Origin of the sequence: Sphaerisporangium melleum (assembly GCF_014646695.1) — a bacterium.
In the GTDB taxonomy this organism is placed as follows: Bacteria; Actinomycetota; Actinomycetes; order Streptosporangiales; family Streptosporangiaceae; genus Sphaerisporangium; species Sphaerisporangium melleum.
Window position 1 is genome coordinate 1 of sequence record NZ_BMNT01000032.1, and the last position, 19,989, is coordinate 19,989.

11 protein-coding genes and 1 pseudogene are annotated in these 19,989 nt (G+C 71.6%); 9 read left to right on the forward strand and 3 right to left on the reverse strand.

Annotation, left to right across the window (positions count from 1 at the left end):
- Positions 1 to 228 (forward strand): annotated as a pseudogene (locus IEY93_RS38625) (hypothetical protein); the annotation flags it as partial.
- Between the two features lie 57 nt (positions 229 to 285).
- Here the strand turns inward: IEY93_RS38625 and IEY93_RS25975 are convergent.
- Positions 286 to 2,616, reverse strand: a complete 2,331-nt coding sequence (locus IEY93_RS25975) for a glycoside hydrolase family 9 protein (RefSeq protein ID WP_189165745.1) — start codon at positions 2,614 to 2,616, stop codon at positions 286 to 288.
- Positions 2,617 to 2,785: 169 nt separating this feature from the next.
- Here IEY93_RS25975 and IEY93_RS25980 point away from each other — a divergent pair, with 169 nt between their 5' ends.
- The 8 genes from IEY93_RS25980 (at position 2,786) to IEY93_RS26015 (ending at position 16,411) form a co-directional block, all read left to right on the forward strand.
- Complete coding sequence (locus tag IEY93_RS25980) at positions 2,786 to 3,838, forward strand: LacI family DNA-binding transcriptional regulator (protein ID WP_229691482.1); 1,053 nt, start codon at positions 2,786 to 2,788, stop codon at positions 3,836 to 3,838.
- 278 nt (positions 3,839 to 4,116) lie between these two features.
- Positions 4,117 to 5,247 (forward strand): HupE/UreJ family protein, encoded by a 1,131-nt coding sequence (locus tag IEY93_RS25985; RefSeq protein WP_189165746.1) that lies wholly within the window; start codon positions 4,117 to 4,119, stop codon positions 5,245 to 5,247.
- Between the two features lie 30 nt (positions 5,248 to 5,277).
- Positions 5,278 to 9,978 carry an outer membrane protein assembly factor BamB family protein gene (locus IEY93_RS25990; protein WP_189165747.1) on the forward strand — a complete coding sequence of 1,567 codons (4,701 nt, stop codon included), beginning with the start codon at positions 5,278 to 5,280 and terminating at the stop codon, positions 9,976 to 9,978.
- 208 nt (positions 9,979 to 10,186) lie between these two features.
- Positions 10,187 to 11,260, forward strand: a complete 1,074-nt coding sequence (locus IEY93_RS25995) for a hypothetical protein (RefSeq protein ID WP_189165748.1) — start codon at positions 10,187 to 10,189, stop codon at positions 11,258 to 11,260.
- A 737-nt stretch (positions 11,261 to 11,997) separates the two neighbouring features.
- Complete coding sequence (locus tag IEY93_RS26000) at positions 11,998 to 13,341, forward strand: lysine N(6)-hydroxylase/L-ornithine N(5)-oxygenase family protein (RefSeq protein WP_189165749.1); 1,344 nt, start codon at positions 11,998 to 12,000, stop codon at positions 13,339 to 13,341.
- 18 nt (positions 13,342 to 13,359) lie between these two features.
- Positions 13,360 to 13,776 (forward strand): cupin domain-containing protein, encoded by a 417-nt coding sequence (locus IEY93_RS26005; RefSeq protein ID WP_189165750.1) that lies wholly within the window; start codon positions 13,360 to 13,362, stop codon positions 13,774 to 13,776.
- Positions 13,773 to 15,395 (forward strand): class I tRNA ligase family protein, encoded by a 1,623-nt coding sequence (locus IEY93_RS26010; protein WP_203968894.1) that lies wholly within the window; start codon positions 13,773 to 13,775, stop codon positions 15,393 to 15,395. Before IEY93_RS26005 ends, IEY93_RS26010 begins: the two co-directional genes overlap by 4 nt.
- 41 nt (positions 15,396 to 15,436) lie before the next feature.
- Positions 15,437 to 16,411, forward strand: a complete 975-nt coding sequence (locus tag IEY93_RS26015; RefSeq protein ID WP_203968892.1) for a TauD/TfdA family dioxygenase — start codon at positions 15,437 to 15,439, stop codon at positions 16,409 to 16,411.
- Between the two features lie 98 nt (positions 16,412 to 16,509).
- Here the strand turns inward: IEY93_RS26015 and IEY93_RS26020 are convergent, their stop codons facing one another.
- Entirely contained in the window at positions 16,510 to 18,432 is a 1,923-nt protein-coding gene (locus IEY93_RS26020) for an FAD/NAD(P)-binding protein (RefSeq protein ID WP_189165752.1), read from the reverse strand.
- Positions 18,433 to 18,767: 335 nt separating this feature from the next.
- Positions 18,768 to 19,817: a questin oxidase family protein gene (locus IEY93_RS26025; protein ID WP_203968882.1), complete on the reverse strand. Its 1,050-nt coding sequence runs from the start codon at positions 19,815 to 19,817 to the stop codon at positions 18,768 to 18,770.
- Positions 19,818 to 19,989: the final 172 nt, after the last annotated feature.

A 19,989-nucleotide genomic window follows, 5' to 3' on the forward strand; every position in this document is an offset into this window, starting at 1 on the left:
GACATCGAAGTCGAGATCTTCAACGCCGACATCTGGGCCACCGACCCCGACGAGGTGGTCGCCACGATGAAGCGACGGTTCGCGCGGTACGTCAACGGGTGTCTTGCGGGCGCCAAGGGCGGTGGACAAGACGTCGCGACCGGTGGAGGGGCGAGCATGCCGTCGGGGGCCGAGTCCGCCGATCGGCGGGGCGGAGACGCGGCGGATCTCGGAGGAGCGGGCGGGTAAGCCGGGGCTTGGGCGGGGATGGCCCCGCGCTCGGTCGTCGCGCGGGGCCGGGGGTTGTCAGGCGGCAGTGCAGGTCACCTGGGACGGAACCGCGTTGGTGCCGTTCCAGGAGGCGTTGAAACCGAATGAGGTGGAGGCGCCGACGCCGAGCGCGCCGTTCCAGGACAGGTTCGTGGCCTGCACGTTCGATCCGTTCACCGTGTGTGAGGCGCTCCACAGCTGGGAGATCGTCTGGCCGTTGGGGAAGGTCCAGGCGACCGTCCATCCGCTGGTGGCCACGGTCCCGGTGTTCTGCACGGTGACGCTCGCCCCGAAGCCGGTGGGCCACTGGTTGGTGATGGCGTAGGTCGCGGTGCAGGCCTTACCCGTGCCCGGTGAAGGTGACGGGGACGGACTCGGCGAGGGCGAGGGCGAGGGCGAGGGCGAGGGCGACGGGGACGGGCTCGGCGAAGGGGAGGGGGACGGGGACGGGGAAGGGGAAGGGCTGGGGCTGGGCGAGGGGGACGGGCTGGGGCTGGGTGAAGGAGAGGGCGAGGGGGACGGGCTGACGGAGATGCCGGCCTTCTCCGCGGTCCAGGCGCTCACCCAGGCCAGCACCGCGTTCCAGTTGATCGCGACCTCGTTCACCGACCATGCGTCGATGTCGTCGAGGTAGCACTTCTGCGGCCGGCAGCCGCTGAGCCGGGCCTGGGCGACCGGGTCCTGCAGCCCGCTGTTGGGGCCGCCGGCGAGCGCGCCGGGTGGCGCGATCTGCAGTGACGAGTCGAGTTGGCGTGCCCAGAACCGGTGGTGGACGTTACGCGAGGGCTTGTCGCCGTACCCGGTCACATACGACTGGCCCAGCGGGTTGCGGCCGAACTCGTAGGCCATCGTCTCGAACACGCCGGTGCGGAAGCGCTCCTGCCCGCTGAAGTCGTAGGCGAGCGCGAGCAGCGCGGCGTTGTTGAGGATCAGATTGTTCGAGCCCCAGATGTAGCCGCCGCCGGTCGGCGCGAACGGCACCGGGTAGCCCTGTCCGCGCATCGCGCCGAGCAGGGTGTCGCCGTTGCTCACGAAACGATCGCGCAGCTGCTGGCCGATGGTGGAGGTCAGGCCGTTCGGTACGAGCGCGAGCGTGATGTCGCCGAGCGAGCCGACCTCCGACCACTGCGCGCCCTCGTTGGTGAAGCTTCTCCCGTAGTAGAGGGACGAGCGGGTGAGGTCGTCGCGGTAGGCCTGCTTTCCCGTGGTGACGTACAGTTCGGCGGCCGCCCAGTAGAACTCGTCGGTGACCTTGCCGTCGACGTAGGAGCCGCCGCCCTGGTCGTCGTTGCTCGGGGCGATGATGGACGGGTTGGCCTTGGCCGCCGCGTACGCCTTCTCCGCGGCGGTGAGGCAGCGGCTGGAGAAGGCCGAGTTCACGGAGGCCCACACCCGGGCGCACTGCGCGGCGGACGCGGCCAGGTTCAGCGTGGCGGCGGTGCTGGGCGCGGAGAGCAGGCGGGGCTGGGGGTCCTGGTCGGGCCGCAGCGGCAGGCCGGTCCACGCCTGGTCGTGGATCTTGGCGTGTGCCATGCCGGCGAGCGGCTGCCCGTCCGGGACCTGCATCTTCAGCATGAAGTCGATCTCCCAGCGGGCCTCGTCGAGGATGTCGGGCACGCCGTTGCCCCGCTCGGGAATCGCCATGGTGCCGTCGCCGAAGGCCGTGCCGCTCGCACCGGAGACGTACTTGGCCCGCTCGTAGATGTTGACCAGTTGCCAGGCCGACATGCCGCCGTTGACCACGTACTTGCCATGGTCTCCCGCGTCGTACCAGCCGCCGCGCACGTCGAGCCGGTAGCCACAGCCGCTGCGGCAGGGCACGTTGTTGTCGCCCTGATTGGGGGAGACGTTCACGTGCCCGGCGGGCCGGGCGTACTGGCTTCCCACGTACTGCGCGTCGATGGCGATGCCGCTGCGCTGGTGGTAGAAGAACGCCAGCGCGTCGTACGGCAGTTTCTTCCAGGCGTCGGAGCCGATGTCGAAGGGCTGGCTGGACTCGTTGCCCACGGTGAGCACGAAATTCGTGCCCGTTCCGGTGTACGACGAGAAGTCGATTTTGTGGACCGTGTCGCCCGACGGGCCGTCCTGCCCGAAGACGGTCGTGGTTCCCGACGCCACCACCTGGTCGGAGCCGTTGAGCAGGTTCCAGGTCAGCGGCGAGGTGGAGGAGGTGACGACGGTCGCCTGCTTGGCCAGGTTGGGCACGTAGGCCACCTGGTTGACCTTGATGCTCTGTCCGAGCGGCGGGCGGGCGAGGGCCTGCACCGGGCTCGTCGTGGTCACGATGGTGAACGACGCCACACCGGCGGCGAGCGCCACGGACAGTAACGCCCGGGAACGGCGGCCCATCCAGCCAGGTCTTTTCATGATGAATACCTCCGGCCTTTATGTTTCGTTACCGCATGATGCGGGGGAGACGGGCCGGACGACACCATTCGCGGCGGACGGGTTGTTCTGCCGCAGGTCACCGAATTCTGCGCACGAATGATTCTGAACATTTCACGAATGCTTCGGGCTCGTTCCGTAGAATCCCTTCGTGACCCGCACAGACCCTTCCACCGGCACAGGACCGCGGCGCCGCCAAGAGGTGACGGTCGCGAAGATCGCCGCGCTGGCCGGGGTGTCCGCGCCGACCGTGTCCAAGGTGATCAACGGACGCTCCGGCGTGTCGGTGGACACACGGCGGCGGATCGAGGAGCTGATCCATGAGCACGGCTGGCAGCGCCGGCCGGAGCGGGCCGAGTCCACGGCCATCATCGAGGTCCTCTTCCAGGCCGTCGACAGCTTGTGGGCGCTGGAGCTCATCCGCGGTGTCAACCAGGTCGCCCGGTCCTGCGGCCAGGCCGTGGCGGTCACGGACATGCAAGGACACAACTCTCCCCACCGCGAGTGGATCGAGGAGGTCCTGGCCCGGCGCCCCGCCGGTGTGATCGCCGTCTCGGCCGAGTTGAGCGACCACAACCACGCGCAGCTCGCCAGCAGGTCCATCCCGATCGTCGCACTCGACCCGTACGGCGAGCCGGGCCACCGGGTCCCGTCGGTCGGCGCGACGAACTGGAACGGCGGCCTGTCGGCCACCCGGCACCTGCTGGAGCTCGGGCACCACAGGATCGCGGTGATCACTGGGCCGCTGACCGTGATGTGCTGCCGCGCCCGGTTCGACGGCTACCGCGCCGCCATGGAGACCGCGGGCGTCCCCGTCGACCCCCGGCTTGTGCGGACCTGCCCGCTCTACGTGGAGCCGGGCCGCACCGAGGCGGAGGCGCTACTCGCCCTGCCGGACCGTCCCACCGCCGTCGTCGCGGGCAACGACCTGCAGGCCTTGGGGGTGTACCAGGCGGCCCTGCGCGCGGGCCTGCGGGTGCCCGGCGACCTCAGCGTCATCGGGTTCGACGACCTGCCGCTCGCTCAATGGGCCGACCCGCCGATGACCACCGTGCACCAGCCGCTGGCCAAGATGGGCGCCGCCGCCGCGGAGCTGGTCATGGCTCTCTCCGCCGGTGAAGTCCCCGAGCATCACCGGATCGAGCTCGCCACCCACCTGGTCATCCGCGGCAGTACCACCGCACCGCCCGGCAGCCCCCGGTGAGAAACCGCCGGCCGCCCCTCCCGTCACTGCGGGGCCGGCCGCCGTCCGGGCCGTGGCACCGGTGAGCCGCCCGGGATGGGAGCACCCTGGTTCTGTACGCCGGCGTGGCGGCCGGGTCCGGGACCTCCGGATTCGGGCGTGCAGGAGCCTGGATTCCGGCTGGTAGGTGACCGGTGGTGGAAAGGGTGGTGAATTGCGGCGCCGCGAGTTGCCGGGGGTGAAGCGGGCACTGCAGGGTTGGGGCCGATCACCGCTCCCCCCGACGAAAGTGCCCTCCCGTGCGTCCACTGGCGTTCCTCGCCGCCCTTGTCACCGTGTTCTTCGTCGCCGCTCCGGCGCAGGCGCACGTCCGCTCGACCACGGTCACGCTCGGCCTGCGCGGTCAGGGTGACGGCGTCGCGGCCGTCGTCGATGTGGAGTACGACGTCCTCGCCCGGCTGCTGGGCCTAGACGGTGTCCTCGGTCCGGACGCGGTGGGCGCGGACGGCGCGGTCGCCGAGGTGCCGGTCGAGGTGCGGCGCAGGTCCCTGGACGCGCACGCGAGCGGCACGGCCGCGTACGTCGGCGGGCGGCTGCGGCTGAGCCGCGGCTCGATCGGGTGCACCGCCGGGGACGGCGCCCGTGTCGAACTCGCCGACTCCGGCGCGGTGCGGGTCGCGCTCGCCTACGACTGCCCGGCGTCCGGCGCGCTCACCGTCCGCAGCGAGATCTTCCGTGCCTCCGACGGCGTCATCGACGAGACCAAGACCATGGTGACCTACGACGTCGACGGCCGCCGCGGTGCGACGTTGCTCGACGCCGCCCACCCCAGCGTCACGGTGGGGCGCACCGACCTGCTCAGTGAGATCCCGCGGTTCGTCCTGCTGGGGGCGGAGCACCTGCTCTTCGGGCTCGACCACGTGCTGTTCCTGCTGGCGCTGCTGCTGGGCGCGAGGCGGCTGCGCGACGTCGTCGAGGTCGCCACGGCCTTCACGGTCGCGCATTCGGTGACCCTGGTACCGGCCGCGATCGGCTGGGTCAGCGTGCCCGGGTGGATCGTCGAGCCGCTCATCGCGCTGTCGATCGCGTTCGTCGCGCTCGACAACCTGCTCTCGCCGCGGACGAGCCATCGGCTGCCCGTGGTCTTCGGCTTCGGGCTGCTGCACGGGCTCGGCTTCGCGGGCGCGCTCAGCGTCGACGGGCCGCTGTCGCTGTCCACGCTGGCCGATCTGGTCTCCTTCAACGTCGGCATCGAACTCGCCCAGTTGTCGATCATCGCGATCGCCTTCCCGGCGCTGCTGTTCCTGCGCAGGGCCGCGACCACGCCGGTCGCCGCCCGCGCCCTCACGCTCGGCACCGTCGCGGCGGCCGTCGCCGTCGCGGGGGCCGGTCTGGTCTGGTTCTTCGAACGTTCTCCGTTCCTGGCCTGACCCTCACCTCCCGCACTACGAAGGATCTTGATGTCCGCCTTCACCTGGACACGCGCGCGCCTGCGCGCGGTCCTGTACACCACGACACTGGGGCTCGCCGCCGGCGTCGTGGCGGGCCCGCTCGCGTCGTACGCGGCGACCGCCATCGACCCGCCGGAGGCCACCGTCCGCGGCGTCGTGTACGTCGACGCCAACGGCGACGGCACGCGCGACCCCGGCGAGGCCGGCCTGCGCGGCGTGCGCGTCTCCGACGGCAAGGCCGCCACCACGACCGCCGCCGACGGCTCCTACTCGCTGACGATCTCCACCGGCCGCCGCAAGACGGACATCGTGTGGGCCGCCCAGCCGCGGGGCTACCGGTTCGCACTGGACCAGTACAAGGAGCCGAAGTTCTGGGCCGACCTCGGGCAGCTCGCCGACGGCGCCACGCCGACCGCGGACTTCGCGCTCGTCCGTGACCGGCTCTCCGACGGCGACACCTTCTCCTGGGCCAACATCGCCGACCCGCACGTCAACGCACAGCTGCCCGACCAGATCCGCGAGATCAACTCCACCGGCACCGACCTGCGCTTCATCGCGGTCAGCGGCGACCTCACCAACGACGCCAGCCAGGGGCAGTTCGACACCTACCGTCGCGGCGCCCAGCAGTCGGCCGTCGGCGTGTGGCCGGCCGTCGGCAACCACGAGTACGCGAGCGGGTCGGCGTACGAGGACAAGATCGAGAACTATCGCAGGAACGTCGGCCCGGAGTGGTACTCGTTCAACTACGGCAACCGGCACTTCGTGGTGCTGGAGAACAACGGCTCGGCGCCGTTCGAGGAGGAGCTGAACTGGCTCAAGGACGACCTCGCCGCGAGCGTTCCGCTCGACGAGAACCCGGCCAACGACATCGAGGTCGTCGTCCTCACCCACCAGCCGATGAACGTCCCGTTCGGCTCGCCGTCGACGTACGACGCCTTCGGTGACGTGCTGGAGCACTACAAGGCACAGCTGATCCTGGTCGGCCACGAGCACTCCAACCACGTCGAGAACCGCTCGGCGTTCGCCTCGACCGCCAAGCACATCCAGACCGTGTCGAGCTCCTACACGATCGACAACGCGCCCCGCGGTTTCCGCTACATCCACATGGCGGGACCGGGCTTCGACAACCCGTTCCGGATGTACGGGGAGAACGAGCACCTCACCATCGTCAGCCCCGCGCCGGGCTCGAAGGTGCCGGCCGCGAGCCTCCCGGACATCCAGATCAACGCCTACGACACCGGCGACGAGGTCGTCTCGGCGCGCTACCGGATCGCCGGCGAGAAGAACTGGATGCCGCTGCACCCCAGTGGCGAGTTCACCTGGCACGCCAACCTGCCGAACAGCATGCAGCGGGCCGGCCGGCACGGCATCGACGTCAAGGTGGTGGACGCGGCGGGCAAGACCTGGACCAAGTCGGCGGAGTTCACCCTCACCGGCGAACCGGCGCTCAAGCCGGTCGCCGGCGGCGACTGGAACCAGCACCACGGCGACGAGGCGCACTCCGGTGTCGCGCCGGCGCAGGAGCCCGGCCGCCGCCTGGCCTGGAGCTTCCCCACCAACGGCACCTTCCTCACCGGATCGCCGGTCATCCACGACGGCGTCGTGTACGCGGGCACCCGCGACGAGAACGGCGACGGGAACAGCCGGATCCACGCCGTCCAGCTCAAGAACGGCAAGGAGCTGTGGAACTTCGCGGTGCCGCAGTCGATCCACGGGAGCCTGGCCTACGGCGACGGCCTGATCTTCGCGCCGACCCTCGGCTCGGAGCTCTACGCCGTGGACGCCAAGACCGGCAAGGTGGCGTGGAAGGCCGTGCCCGAGCAGGCGCCGGCCCCGAACAACCAGCGCACCTATGGCTACTACTCGCCGGCCGTCTCCGGCCACACCGTGCTCTGGCCGTACCAGACCCGCTTCGGCATCGGCAGCCAGGGCGTCCTCAAGGCGCTCGACACCCGCACCGGCGCGCAGATCTGGGCGTCCCCGATGTCCGGCGCGACCATGAGCGACGGCACGCCCGCCGTCATGGACGGCACCGTGTACGTCGGCAACGAGACCGCCGACCGGGTGCTCGCCTACGACCTGGCCACCGGCGCCCGCAAGTGGACCGGAGCCGAGTCGCTCGGCAGCTGGCAGGACGGCGTGCCGACCGCGGCCGAGGGCAAGGTCTTCATCGGCGCCAACAATGGCATCGCCGCCCGGGACGCCAAGACCGGCGCGACGCTGTGGACCTATCTCAGCCCGCGTTCCTCGCTCGTGTCGAGCGGTTCGACGCCGAGCGCCGCGGCCGTCAAGGACGGCGTCGTCTACATGGGCTTCCCGAGCGGCGCGGTCGTCGCCCTCGACGCCCGGACCGGCAACGTGTTCTGGGAGCGGGTGCTGCCCGGCGACATCTACCACGGCGGTGTCATGTCCAGCCCGGTCGTGGCCGGTGACACGCTCTTCGTCGGCGCCAACAACGGCAGGTTCTACGCCCTGGCCACCGACACCGGTCAGATCCTGTGGAGCCACGAGATCGGCACCTGGGTGGGCGCCGGCCCGGCCGTCAGCGGCAACACCGTCGTGACGGGTGCCTGGGACGGCAACCTCTACGCCTACGTGCCGGGCGGGGAGTCCGCGCAGCGCTGGGCGACCGTGACCGGTACGGTCAGCGACCCCGAGACGGGTGCTCCGATCGCGGGCGCGAAGGTCACCGCCGTCGCCGCCGGTCAGGACACCGCGGTGACCAGCACCGACGACAAGGGGCGCTACCGGCTCGGCCTGCAGGCGTCGGCCTGGACCGTCACGGCGGCCAAGCGCGGCCTGATCGCCGACGACCGCTCAGCGGTCGGTGTCACGGTCGGCGCCACCGGCGACACGAAGGCCGACCTGAAGCTGATCAAGGTGGCCCACCCGGTCGCCGGCGCGTCGACGTACGCGCCGGACTACGGCAACGGCAGCACCCGCACGGACGTCGTCACGGGCAAGGAGTACTACTACCTGGCCAACGACAAGGTCCGGGCCTCCATCACGCCGTACACCGCCGCCAACAACGGCGTCGGCGGGCTGGGGCAGGGCGCGCTGTCGGACCTCATGCTCAACGACGCGAGCGGCGCCGAGACCCTCGACTGGGGCGAGATGCTGCTGCGTCCGAGCCTCACGCCGCCCGACTCGTGGGACCGGCCGGGCGACCAGCTCGACCTGCCCGACCTCGCGGTCGACGGCGCCGCCGTGGTCGGCAACGGTCAGTACCGCGCGAACCCGGCGATCAAGGCTCAGGTCCGCTACGAGACCCTGCCCGACGCTCCGATCGTGAAGATGACGGTCAAGCTGACCAACACCGGCACGACGGACTATCAGGGGTACTTCAACTACATGATCGACCCCGACAGTTCGGTCGACAACGGCCGCATTCCCGGGTTCAGCGGGACCAACCCGGGGCTGAAGACCTCGGGCTGGACCGGGAAGTACGTCTACGCCGGTGCCGACGCGCCCACCACGAACGGCCAGGCCGCCCACGGTCTCGCCTGGGCGCTGGACACGCCGGCCGCGGTCGGCGCGTACGGCTACATCGAGGGCCTCTACTACGACGCCACGATGGCGCCCGGTGCCACCAGGCAGTTCAGCTTCTACCACATGACCGACTACGCGACCGCCGGTGGCGACCCCACCCGAAACATCGCCAAGTGGACCGACGAGATCGACCTGCACGACCCGGCGGTCCCGGACGCCTCTCGCGCGGCCGGTACGATCACCGCGGGCGGCACCGCCGTCTCCGGTGCCCGGGTCGCCCTGGAGCAGGACGGCGCGGTGGTCGCGGCCACGAGCACCGACGCCCAGGGCAAGTACCTCCTCACGGCCCCGGCCGGCCGGTACGACGTCCGGGTGTCCGCGCTGGGCTACCGGACGGCCATCGGCACGGTCACCGTGCCGGCGGCGGGCAGCGGCGTCGCCGACGTCGCGCTGGAGCCGGTCACGGTCGAGGCGGGCTATGGCAAGCGGATCGGCTCGGGTCTGGCCGAGGCGGGCTACGGCGACGTCATGCTCGAGAACGACAGGTTCTCGATGGCGATCGCCGACGCCTACAACGACGCGCAGCTCTCCGGTGGCACCCGCGGCAAGCCGGTCGACATCGCCGTCCGCGGCAGGGCCGACCAGTTCGACTGGATCAACCTGCCCTACGTCTCGGCGACCCAGCCGACCGGCGGTAGCGCGTGGGACATCCGGTCGGTGGCGGCGACCGACGTCCGAATCGTCCAGGCGACCGGCGACAAGGCCGTCGTCCGGGTGTCCGGGCCGGTCAACGGCTTCAAGGACCTGACGGCGACGACGACGTACACGCTGAAGCCGGGCGACGACTTCGCGACGGTCTCGACGGAGCTCCGCAACTCCGGCTCGGCTCCGCTCAACGTGTGGACCGGTGACGCGATGGACCACGACGAGGCCGGCCAGGCCAGTGTCATCCCGGGCACCGGCATCGTGCCGCCGGGTGCGACGGCGGCCTACGTTCCGACCAAGCCGTACATCGGCATGACCGGGACCGACCCGCAGGTCTTCGGTCTGGTCTACGGGACGCCGGCCGGCGCCTTCGACGTCTACGCCGCGGGCAACTGGGTGATGAGCCGGTTCAACGTGGACGTGCCCGCGGGTGGCTCCTTCACCCTCACCCGCAAGCTCGTCGTCACCCCGGGCACTGACGCGATCGGCATCCTCGACCGCGTCCCCGCGCCGTAACGCACACCCGCTCCACCCCACAGGGCCGGCCCGGTCGCCGACCGGGCCGGCCCGACCCTTCGACACCTCCGCTGCGGCGGGCGGCGCCCCACGACCGGCGCCGCCCCGCGGCGCGGGTGGCGCCACCCAGTCGCGTTGCTCCGGAGCCCACCGACCCAAGCGCGGGCCGGCGTGCCAACTTCTCCGGCGGAAGGCGCGTCTCACCTTCATGGGCATATTGCTTCGTGGCACCGCCGCGGCCGTCGTCTTCCTCGTCACCACAGGACCGGCCGCCGCTCAGGCCACCGCGCCGGCCGGGCGGTGGAGTGTCGTGCACGACGACCGCCGCGACTCCTACGAGGCGGTGACGGTGACGCCGGGCGGGGCCGTCTGGGTCGCCGGGACCAGGCGCCCGGCCGGCGGATCGACCGGCGCCGAGCCGCTGCTGCTGAAGGGCGGCCGATCCACCTTCACGCGCGTCACCGGGCCGGGCTTCGCGGTGAAGCGCCTGGCGTCGGCGTCCGACACCAGGGTCTGGGCCTTCGGCGCCTCGCGATACGCCCGGTGGGACGGCAAGCACTGGCAGGTCAAGCGATGGAGCCACGGCCGGGTGGACCGGGCGTACGCCATCGGGAAGAACCTGTGGGTCATCGAGGACTCCAGCACGTTCCCGCCGGCCGGTAAGGCCGGGTGGAAGGCGCGGTCCACGCTGCGGCTTCTGACCGGGTCGGTATGGCGCAAGGTCCGCACGCCGATCGTGGTCAAAGGACTGGACGGCAAGTGGGCGGCGGGCTCGGTACGGGGCACGGCGGCCCTGGCCCGCTGGACCGGCACGGCGTGGCGCGCGGTCGCGCTTCCCGCGCTTCCGGCCGCGCACGCGGGCCAGATCTCGGAGCTGACGGATGTCGCGGTCGACGGTGAGACCGGCCGGGTGATGGCCGTCGGCTGGGCCGCCTGGCCGTGCGGCGACGCGAAGCGCTCCTTCTGCGGTGAGACGCTGCTGCTGTCCGGCTACCTGGGCGGCTTCACCTTCGAGGTCCGTGGCGAACCGGGCTTCCAGCCGCGCGCCCAGGCGGAGCCCGACGGCAGAGGCGGGGCCTTCGTCGTCTACGACGCCAAGGGCGGAGGCAGCGCGTTTCTGCACATCGGCACCGATGGTGTCGAGCCGGGCGTCTTCCCGGCTCCGCCGGGCCGGCAGGCGTCCGTCCGTGACCTCGCCATCCAGCCGGAGAGCGGTTCCGTCTGGGCGGCCGGCGGGGCACGTTCCGGCCGTGGCGGCGTGATCTGGTCCTACCGCCGCTGAGCCGCCCCGGCATCGGGGCCGTCCCGCACCAAGCCCTGCCGAGGGCGTCTCAGCCTGCCCTGTCCCGGACCCGGCTCTGTCGAAGAGCATCTCGCCCCGTCCCGCGCCGCGCCGCGCCGCGCCGCGCCGCGCCGCCCTGCCCCGCGCCGCCCTGCCCCGCGCCGCCCTGCATCGCCTCGCCCTGCCTCGTTTCGGGCTCAGTTGCTCCGGGCGGCCGTGCGGGGATGCGCCGGCGACGCGTCGTCCATGCCGCCCGCCGGCCGTGCGGGCCACCTGAAGGACGGCGGTCCTGACTCGTGCGGTGTCTCGGCGGACCCGTGGAGAAGCCGGGCGTTCCGGTCGGTGGACGCGCGGCGTCTTCGGCGTGCCCACATGAGGTGACCACGCCGAATAGGGGGCCGAAAGTTCTTCGATAGCGCCTCCAGGCAGCGTGCGAAGTGGCCGGGATATGGGCAGCCCGTTTCCCGGACCACGCGGCCGTAGCAAGAAGTCTCGAAGGTCCGGCCCGCGAACCGGACCCGTAATCGCCATCTGCTCTCAAGGTCCCTCGGCGGGCGCGACGCCCCGGCACGGTGCCGCCGGTCGTCGCCCCATTCTCGATCTCCCGACCACGTGGCCGAACGCGAACCAGCGGCAGGCCCGATGCGATGCCGTGCCACGTCACGCCATACCAGGACGCGGCACGCCGGTCACCCTAACCATGTGACGGACTAGCTGACAGAAACACGAGGAAGCCGATGAAACACCGGGATGTGGAACTGCTCGCGATTGGTGCCGGACCTGCGAATCTGGCCCTCGCGGTCGCCCTCGAAGAGCTCGCGCCGGCCGGGCTGGCCGCCGACTCGCTGGTGATCGAACAGGCCGACACCGTGGCGTGGCAGCCGGGGATGCTGCTGCCGGAGGCACAGAGCCAGGTCTCCTTCCTCAAGGACCTCGTCACCCTGCGCAACCCGTGCAGCCGGTTCTCGTTCGTGAACTACCTCCACTCGGTGGGCCGGCTCAGCCAGTTCATCAACATGGGCAGCCTGTGGCCGTACCGGATCGAGATCTCCGACTACTTCAAGTGGGTCGCCGACTCCCTGACCCGTGTCCGGCTCGAGTACGCCCGCCGGTGCACGTCGGTGGAGCCGCTGCGGGACGCCGAGGGCACGCTCACCGGCTGGCTGACCCGCCTGGCCGACGGGTCGACGATCCGCAGCCGCCACCTCGTCATGGGGATCGGCAGGGACGCCTACGTCCCCGAGGAGTTCGCGGGGCTGCCGGCGCGGCGGGTCATCCACAGCACGCGGTACATCCAGCGGATCGCCGAGTTGCCCAAGGCGGTCCCGTACCGGGTCGCGGTGATCGGCGGCGCGCAGAGCGCGGCCGAGATGTTCGACGCCGTCCAGAGCGACCTGCCGGGCTGCCAGCCGACCATGGTGATGCGGTCGATCGGCCTGAAGACCTACGAGAACAGCAAGTTCACCAACGAGCTGTACTTCCCGGACGCGGTGGACGGCTTCTTCGACGCACGGCCGGAGGCACGCGAGCAGATCCTCAAGGAGATGCACATCACCAACTACTCCGGCCTCAACCCGGCGACGCTGGAGAAGCTGTACAGCGCGCTGTACCTCGACCGGCTGGCCGGCAAGGGCAGGCTGCGCGTGCTCACGATGCACGACGTGACCTCGGCGCGCGAGGACAGCGACGAGGTGGTCCTGGAATTGACCGACCGCAGGACGGGCGAGGTCGAGGAACTGCGTTGCGACCTGGTGCTGCTCGGCACGGGGTTCGTGCGCTCGATGCCGTCCCTGGTGCGCGGCCTCGCCGACGCGCTCGGCCTGGAGCGCGTCACGGTGAACCGGACCTACAAGCTCGACGTTCCCGGCCCCGCCACCGCGGGCTGCTACCTGCAGGGCGTCAACGAGGAGACACACGGCATCGCCGACTCGCTGCTGAGCATGCAGGCCGTACGGGCCTGGGAGATCACCAACGACATCCTGGCGGATCGCGCCGCCGGCCTGGCGGGCGAGCCGGCGGAGAACGTGCCGATGCCGCTCCCGCCGCTGCCGGGCACCCCCGTAGCCGTTTCCGCCATCTGAGAGCCGAAGGACGCGATCATGGACATTCGCAGGCTGGACCGGGACCGGCTGGGTCCCGACAACAACCACTCCCAGCGCCTCATGCCGTGGGCCGCGCTCAACGCGCCCTTCGAGGGCGCGTGGTGCCTGGTCAAGGCGGGCACGGCGACCACCGCGCACGCGCACCACGAGTACGAGATCTTCATCGCGGTCTCCGGCGAGGCCGTTCTGGCCTCCGAGGGGGAGCGCAGGCCCTTCCGGCCGGGTGACCTGGTGCACTTTCCTCCGCACACCGAACACCAGGTCATCAACGAAGGCGACGAGGACTTCGAGATGTACGCCGTGTGGTGGGACGTCCCGATGAGCCACACCTTCACCGAACGTCACGAGATCGAGGAGATCGCCGCGCGCGACGGCGAAGCGGCCCTGGCCGTCCGGAACGGAGCCGACCGGTGAACGAGCGCGACGCCCACCGCCGGGCCATCATCATCGACACCCCGCCGACCTCCAACGGCGACCTGCACGTCGGGCACCTGGCGGGCCCGTTCATGGCGGCCGACGTGTACGCGCGCTACCTGCGCTCGAACGGGCGCCCGGTGGTGTTCTCCAGCGGCACCGACGACAGCCAGACCTACGTGCTGGCCAGTGCCCGGCGCAAGGGGCTCACGCCAGAGGAGCTCAGCGGCAGGTCCTGGCACGAGATACGCGCCACGCTCGCCGGCATGGGCGTCTCCCTCGACGGCTTCGCGCCGTACGACGACCGCTACCGGGCCTCGGTGCTGAAGTTCCTCACCACCCTGCACCAGGCGGGCAAGTTCCGGGAGAAGACGGTCAGGCTGCCGTACTCCGAGCGCCGCGGCGAGTACCTCGTCGAGGGCCTGGTCTGCGGCTACTGCCCGATCTGCCTGGTGGAGAGCCGGGGCGGGCTGTGCGAGACCTGCGGCCACCAGAACAACTTCGACGAGCTGATCGAGCCGCGCTCCACCGTCGATCCCGACGACGTGGTGACGCACCGCGAGGCCCGCATCCTGGTGCTGCCGATGGAGGAGTACCGCGAGCGGCTCACCGCCTACTACCGCGAGCGCGAGCCGCGGCTGCGGCCGCACACGATGCAGCTGGTGCGCGAGGTGCTGGCCCGGCCGCTGCCCGACTTCCCGATCACCTACCCCATCGGCTGGGGCATCCCCGCGCCGTTCCCCGAGACTCCCGGCCAGCGGATCAACGCCTGGGCCGAGGGCATGCCGGCCGTCATGTACACCACGGCGTACGCAGCCGAGCGGCTCGGCGAGCGGCACGCCGACGACGACGAGCTGTGGCGCGCCGAGCACGACCCGGAGATCGTGTACTTCATCGGGTTCGACAACGTCTACTTCTGGGGCTTCACCCACATCGCCGCGCTGATGGCGCACGACGGCAGGTACGCGCTGCCGCACACCTTCCTCTCCAACGAGTTCTACGAGCTGGAGAACGCCAAGTTCTCCACCAGCCTCGGCCATGTGCTCTACACCAAGGACCTGCTGGAGGAGGTGCCGCGGGACCTGGTGCGCTTCTACCTCGCGATCAGCTGCCCCGAGCACCAGCAGACCAACTTCAGCCGTGACGCGCTGGCCAAGGTGACCGGCGACCGCCTGGTGCGGCCGTGGAACCGGCTGGCCGGGCTGCTGGGCAAGGCGGTCGCCGACGCGGGCGCCGAGGGCACGGTCCTGCCGGTGTCCGAGGAGGGACGGCGGCGCGCCGAGGCCGTGGCCGAGCGGTTCCGCGCCTGCTACGAGCTGTCCGGCTACAGCCTCACGCGGGCCGCCAACCTGATCGTCGGCCAGCTCGACCGGCTGGTCCGCCAGGCGCGGCTCGTCCACGAGACCGCGGCCGACCCGGCCGGGCTCGGCGACCTCTTCCTCGACGTGCGCGTCCTGATGGCCTGCGCCTCCCCGATCCTGATCGACCTCGCGAGGGCCGCGAGTGAGGCGGGCGGATTCTCCCTGCGCCTGGACGACGACGGGCTCCGTCCCGAGCACATCGCTCCCTTCGCCCTGCCCCTGCTGGGCGCCTCCGACGACGCGGCGCACGCGCGCTGAACCACGCGAACCTTTAGTGAATGGTGGACACAGTGCTATCGATGATCACGCAGACCCCGGCGGCCGGCGTCGCGCTGGACCGTGCGGACACCGCCGCGATGCGCAGAGCGGTGCTCGCGGTACGCGCGTCCGGTGAGCGCCTGGTGAACGACCTGGCGACCGTGGCCGCGGTCCGGGAAGCCTCCGACACGCTGCCCTTGACGCTGCGCCGGGCGTTGCGCGAGTTCCGCCGGCACTCGGGCCCGACGGGGTCGCTGCTCGTACGGGGCATGCCCGTCGACGAGAGCCTGCTGCCCGCGACCCCCGCGGTGGACGGCTCCGTGCAGCTGACGCTGAGCGATGCGGCCGCGGTGCTCATGCTCGTCGCGTGCGCGCTCGGCGACCCGGTCGCCTTCCGCGCGGAGAAGTCCGGCGCGCTGGTGCAGGACGTCGTCCCCGTGCCGGGCAAGGAGGAGTTCCAGGGCAACGCCGGCTCGGTCATGCTGTCCTTCCACAACGAGAACGCCTTCCACCAGCACCGGCCCGACTACGTCATGCTGCTGTGCCTGCGGCCCGACCACGACCGGGTGGCGGGCCTGCGTACGGTGTGCTCGCGGGAGATCCTCCCCCGGCTGACGCACGAGACGCGGCGGACGCTGTTCCTGCCGGAGTTCGTCACCCAGGCTCCGCCCTCGTTCGGCGCCAACCGTGACGCCACCGCCCCGCACGGTGTGCTGTCGGGTGCCCCCGACGATCCCGACATGCGGGTCGACCTCGCCGCCACCACGCCGCTGACGCAGCGGGCCAAGGCCGCGCTGGCCGAGCTCGGCGAGGTGTTCGACCGGAACGCGCAGAGCGTGCGGCTGGTCACGGGGGACCTCGCCATCGTCGACAACCGGGTCACCGTGCATGGGCGCACCGCCTTCCGGCCGCGCTACGACGGCCACGACCGCTGGCTCCAGCGCACGTTCGTCGCGGTCAACCTGCGCGGGTCGCGTGGCCTTCGTCCCGCCGACGGCCACGTCCTGGAGTCCTAGTTCCGGCGCCCTAGGCGCGCCGCCGGGCCGGTGCCCCGCGGGGCCGGCCTGGGGCGAGCGGGTCCGGCGCGGGCCGGTCTCCCGGAAGGGAGGCCGGCCTACGCCGCGAGCCCGCGCGTCTGTGCCGCGACCTCTCCGCGGGGCGTGGCGTGCTCCTGCGCCAGCAGGAAGCCGAGCACGTCCCGGGCGAGCCGGTCGTTCTGCCGGAAGGACAGCGCGTTGGTACGGGGCCGGGCGAACGTGGCGAACTGCCGGACGTTGGTGAAGGGGCCGAGCGCGAAGCGGCGAGGATGCGGAGTGCCGTTCCTCGCGATGACGCGGAAGTCCTCGGGGGAGACGTGCAGCAGCCCGGTGCGGTGCACGAACCCGTCGTCGTCGGCCAGCACCTGCTCGGCCGCGTCTCCGCGGTGGTACAGCGACCGCAGCAGCGGCTCGGCGCACGTGCGCAGGTCGGCGTCCGGTAGCCGCGCCTCGATCAGGGCGGACGCCTCGACGGTGTCCGGCGTGCCCGCGCCTCCGGCGCGGTAGACCCCCTTCTCCTCGTCGATCTCGACCCACATGTCCGCGCCGGCGAACCGGACGACGCCGGCCTCCGCCAGCGCGAGGAGCTGGCGGGTCCGCTCGCCGGGCGAGCCGCTGCCGAAGTACTCGAAGAAGCTCTGCCACCAGCCGTTGACGTCGGCGACGCGCGAGCGGGCGGGCAGCTTGGCGAGGCACGTCAACAGCGGCATCTGGCCGTACACCGATAGCAGGGCGAGGAACGCGCCGAGGTCGGCGCTGTAGCGGCGGTCCGAGCGCCGGTCGATGTCGGCTCTGATGTGGTCGCGCACGTGCCGCTGCAGCTCGTCGGATCCGGGGAAGTCGAGCCCGCGCAGCGGCCTGTCGAGCGCGGCGAAGTCCAGGCGGTCCTCTTCCGCGGGGACCGACGCCTCGATCAGGGCGCGCATCGGCTCGCCGTCCCAGTCGAGGCCGGCGTAGGCGGCGGCGAACTCCTCCCATCGGGTCGTGACCCTGCCGGGGTGGGCCGTGAACAGCTCGTGGTAGTAGCCGTAGGCGATCTCCTTGGCCATGAGCGGCCACAGGTCGGCCCAGAAGTCGACGCGGTCGCGTCCGGCGAGCCGGGCGTCGACCTCGGGCGCCGAGAAGAAACGCGGCAACGGCGCGGGGTCGCCCATCAGCCGGTAGGAGATCTTCGAGCGGTACGGCACCCCCCGGCGCGAACCGACGTGCAGCCGCGGCTCCCTGCCCGAGGGGACATAGCGCAGCCGGCCGTCCTCCTGCTCCTCGTATCGGCCGCCGCGCCCCTCGGTCAGCAGCACCATCAGGTCGATGAACGCCGCGCCCATGCCGCGCATCAGCACGTCCTCGCCGGCCTCGAACATCGACAGATCGGCGTCGGCCGAGTAGGCGCACGGCAGGTAGCGCAGGTCGTGGCGGTCGGCGAAGTCGGCGAGGAGCTGGTGGTCCTTGCCGGGAACGGCGTCCAGGTGGCCCATCGCGAGCACCACCATGTCCGCGGTCAACGGCTCGTCCCGGTCCTCCAGCCACACGCGCTGGCGGGTGCGGGTGCCGCCTTCGATCTGCGTGGCCCGGGTGGCGTGCACGCGCACGGAGACGTTCGCCGGCGCCTCGGCGATGATCTTGTCGAAGACCCAGCGCAGGTAGCGGCTCTGCACCTGGCGGGTGGCGAACGTCGTGCAGCTGACGTCGGGGCAGGAGCCCTCGGTGGCGGCCCACTCGCTCAAGGACGGCCCCGGGCGGATCGGCCCCTCGATGGTCACCGTCTCGTCGGGGAACATGGTGACGTTCTCGGCCGTGGCGTTCATCCACATCAGCGGCGACTGCTGCTCGCGCCATACTCGGCCGGCCCCCGGTGGGTAGGGGTCGACGAGCTCGATGCTCAGCGGGCGGGACGGCGACAGCTCGGCGGCGTTGGCGAGGAGGCGCTCCAGCACTCCCGTGCCCCGGGGCCCCGCACCCACGATAACGACGACGAACGGATCGTTCTGCGACTTTCTCATGTGTGCATCCGGTTCTGAGGAAGGAGGAATGGTCAATGGTGGCGCGCGGCCCCGGATCACCGGGATCGCGAATCGGTGCCACTCACAACATTGCTGGCCGAAAGGCCGCCGGACCATGGATGCGAAAGTCAGCAAGTTGCCGGGCGCCGACAGCTTCCTGCCAGCCGGCGCGGGAAAAGGGACGCGAAGGCGTTCAGAAACATGAAAGCCCTCGCCGGCAAGCCTTTTGTGAAAAGGCCCGGCGAGGGCGGTCGGACACGGCCGCGGGAAAGCCGCGCCCGATCAGGCGTTCGCTTGGGGAGACCGGCGCGAAAGGGGTGGGGGAGCGCGGCCGGTCAGCGGCTGAGCAGCAGCCGGACGCGGATCGCCGCGGCCAGCGCGTCCGGGTCCCCGGTGCGGGTGAAGACCTCGGCCGCGGTGTCGGTGAACTTGATCACGTGCTCGTCGCCGTGGGCGACGGCCGCGGCCATCACGTCGTGCAGGGCGTCGGGGCCCTCGGGCGCGACCGGCAGGCCGTCGCGCGGCACGCCTCGCACCGGCTCGAACGCCGCCTGCACGCCGGCACAGGCCGCCCAGACCGCCGACAGGCTCGGCACCCACAGCTCGCGGGGCAGGGCAGGCAGCGTGTGCAGCACGGCGTTCGGCGCGGTCGCGGTGTGCACGAGGATCACCGGGCTGGCGTGCCCGTGGGTGAGATAACGGAACGTCGCGGCGTCCACCAGGGCCCGCAGCCGCTCCGGCACCTCGTCCGGGGTGAGCGCGGGCCGCAGCGCGGCGACCGACCCCTGCCAGCCGGGCAGGCCGGGAAGCTGGCCGAGGCGGGCACCGACCGGCCCGTCCTGGGAGGGGACCCGCGGGACGCCGGCCATCGCCTCGCGGGGGTCCAGGTCGCCTCCGGGCTCCGCGGTCACCGGCATGCGCAGCGAGCGCGCCGCCCAGAAGGCCAGGCCCTGGGCCAGCTCCGCCGCCGCGGGGGCGTTCCGCTCGTCGGCCAGCAGGGTGCGCACGGCGTGGCCGACCCTGATGACCGCGTGGGTGGTGCCCGCCAGGATGCCGGGGAGCAGCCGGGGCCACCAGGACGCCAGCACCTCGCGCCACGGCCGCTCGGCGACCTGGTGGGTGAAGTACTCGGCCCAGTCGCCCACGCGCTCGCCGTCGCCCAGCGCGTCCTGCCAGTTCGCGTCGCCGATCGGCCTCCGGGTGGACGGCAGGTCGTCCAGGCGGCGGGTGTAGGCGTCGACCCAGCGGTGCACCTCGTCCTCGTGGCCGCGCCGGACCAGCACCTCGACGGCCATCGGCCCGTGGTTGGTGAGCCTGCTCTCGCCCCATTCAGGGCCGGTGCCCTGGAACCGCTCGTAGGCCTCGTTCAGGATTGCGCTGCTCATCATCGTCTCCCGAGGGTCGTGCGGGGCCACCACCGGGAGGACGCCGCTCGCGGCCCCTGCTCGCAGGAAAGCCTAACGCCGGCCCGCCTCCCCGCGGTTCCGGAAAGCGCGCGTGTCACCGGCGCCGGGCACGGCGAGCAGAGCACGATCGAAGAAGACAGCCATGACGGGG

Coding starts and splice junctions, on each gene's coding strand:
- IEY93_RS26015 (WP_203968892.1), top strand. CDS start 15,437: ATGATCACGCAGACCCCGGCGGCCGGCGTCGCGCTGGACCGTGCGGAC.
- IEY93_RS26025 (WP_203968882.1), bottom strand. CDS start 19,817: ATGAGCAGCGCAATCCTGAACGAGGCCTACGAGCGGTTCCAGGGCACC.
- IEY93_RS25975 (WP_189165745.1), bottom strand. CDS start 2,616: ATGAAAAGACCTGGCTGGATGGGCCGCCGTTCCCGGGCGTTACTGTCC.
- IEY93_RS26005 (WP_189165750.1), top strand. CDS start 13,360: ATGGACATTCGCAGGCTGGACCGGGACCGGCTGGGTCCCGACAACAAC.
- IEY93_RS25990 (WP_189165747.1), top strand. CDS start 5,278: ATGTCCGCCTTCACCTGGACACGCGCGCGCCTGCGCGCGGTCCTGTAC.
- IEY93_RS26000 (WP_189165749.1), top strand. CDS start 11,998: ATGAAACACCGGGATGTGGAACTGCTCGCGATTGGTGCCGGACCTGCG.
- IEY93_RS26020 (WP_189165752.1), bottom strand. CDS start 18,432: ATGAGAAAGTCGCAGAACGATCCGTTCGTCGTCGTTATCGTGGGTGCG.
- IEY93_RS25995 (WP_189165748.1), top strand. CDS start 10,187: ATGGGCATATTGCTTCGTGGCACCGCCGCGGCCGTCGTCTTCCTCGTC.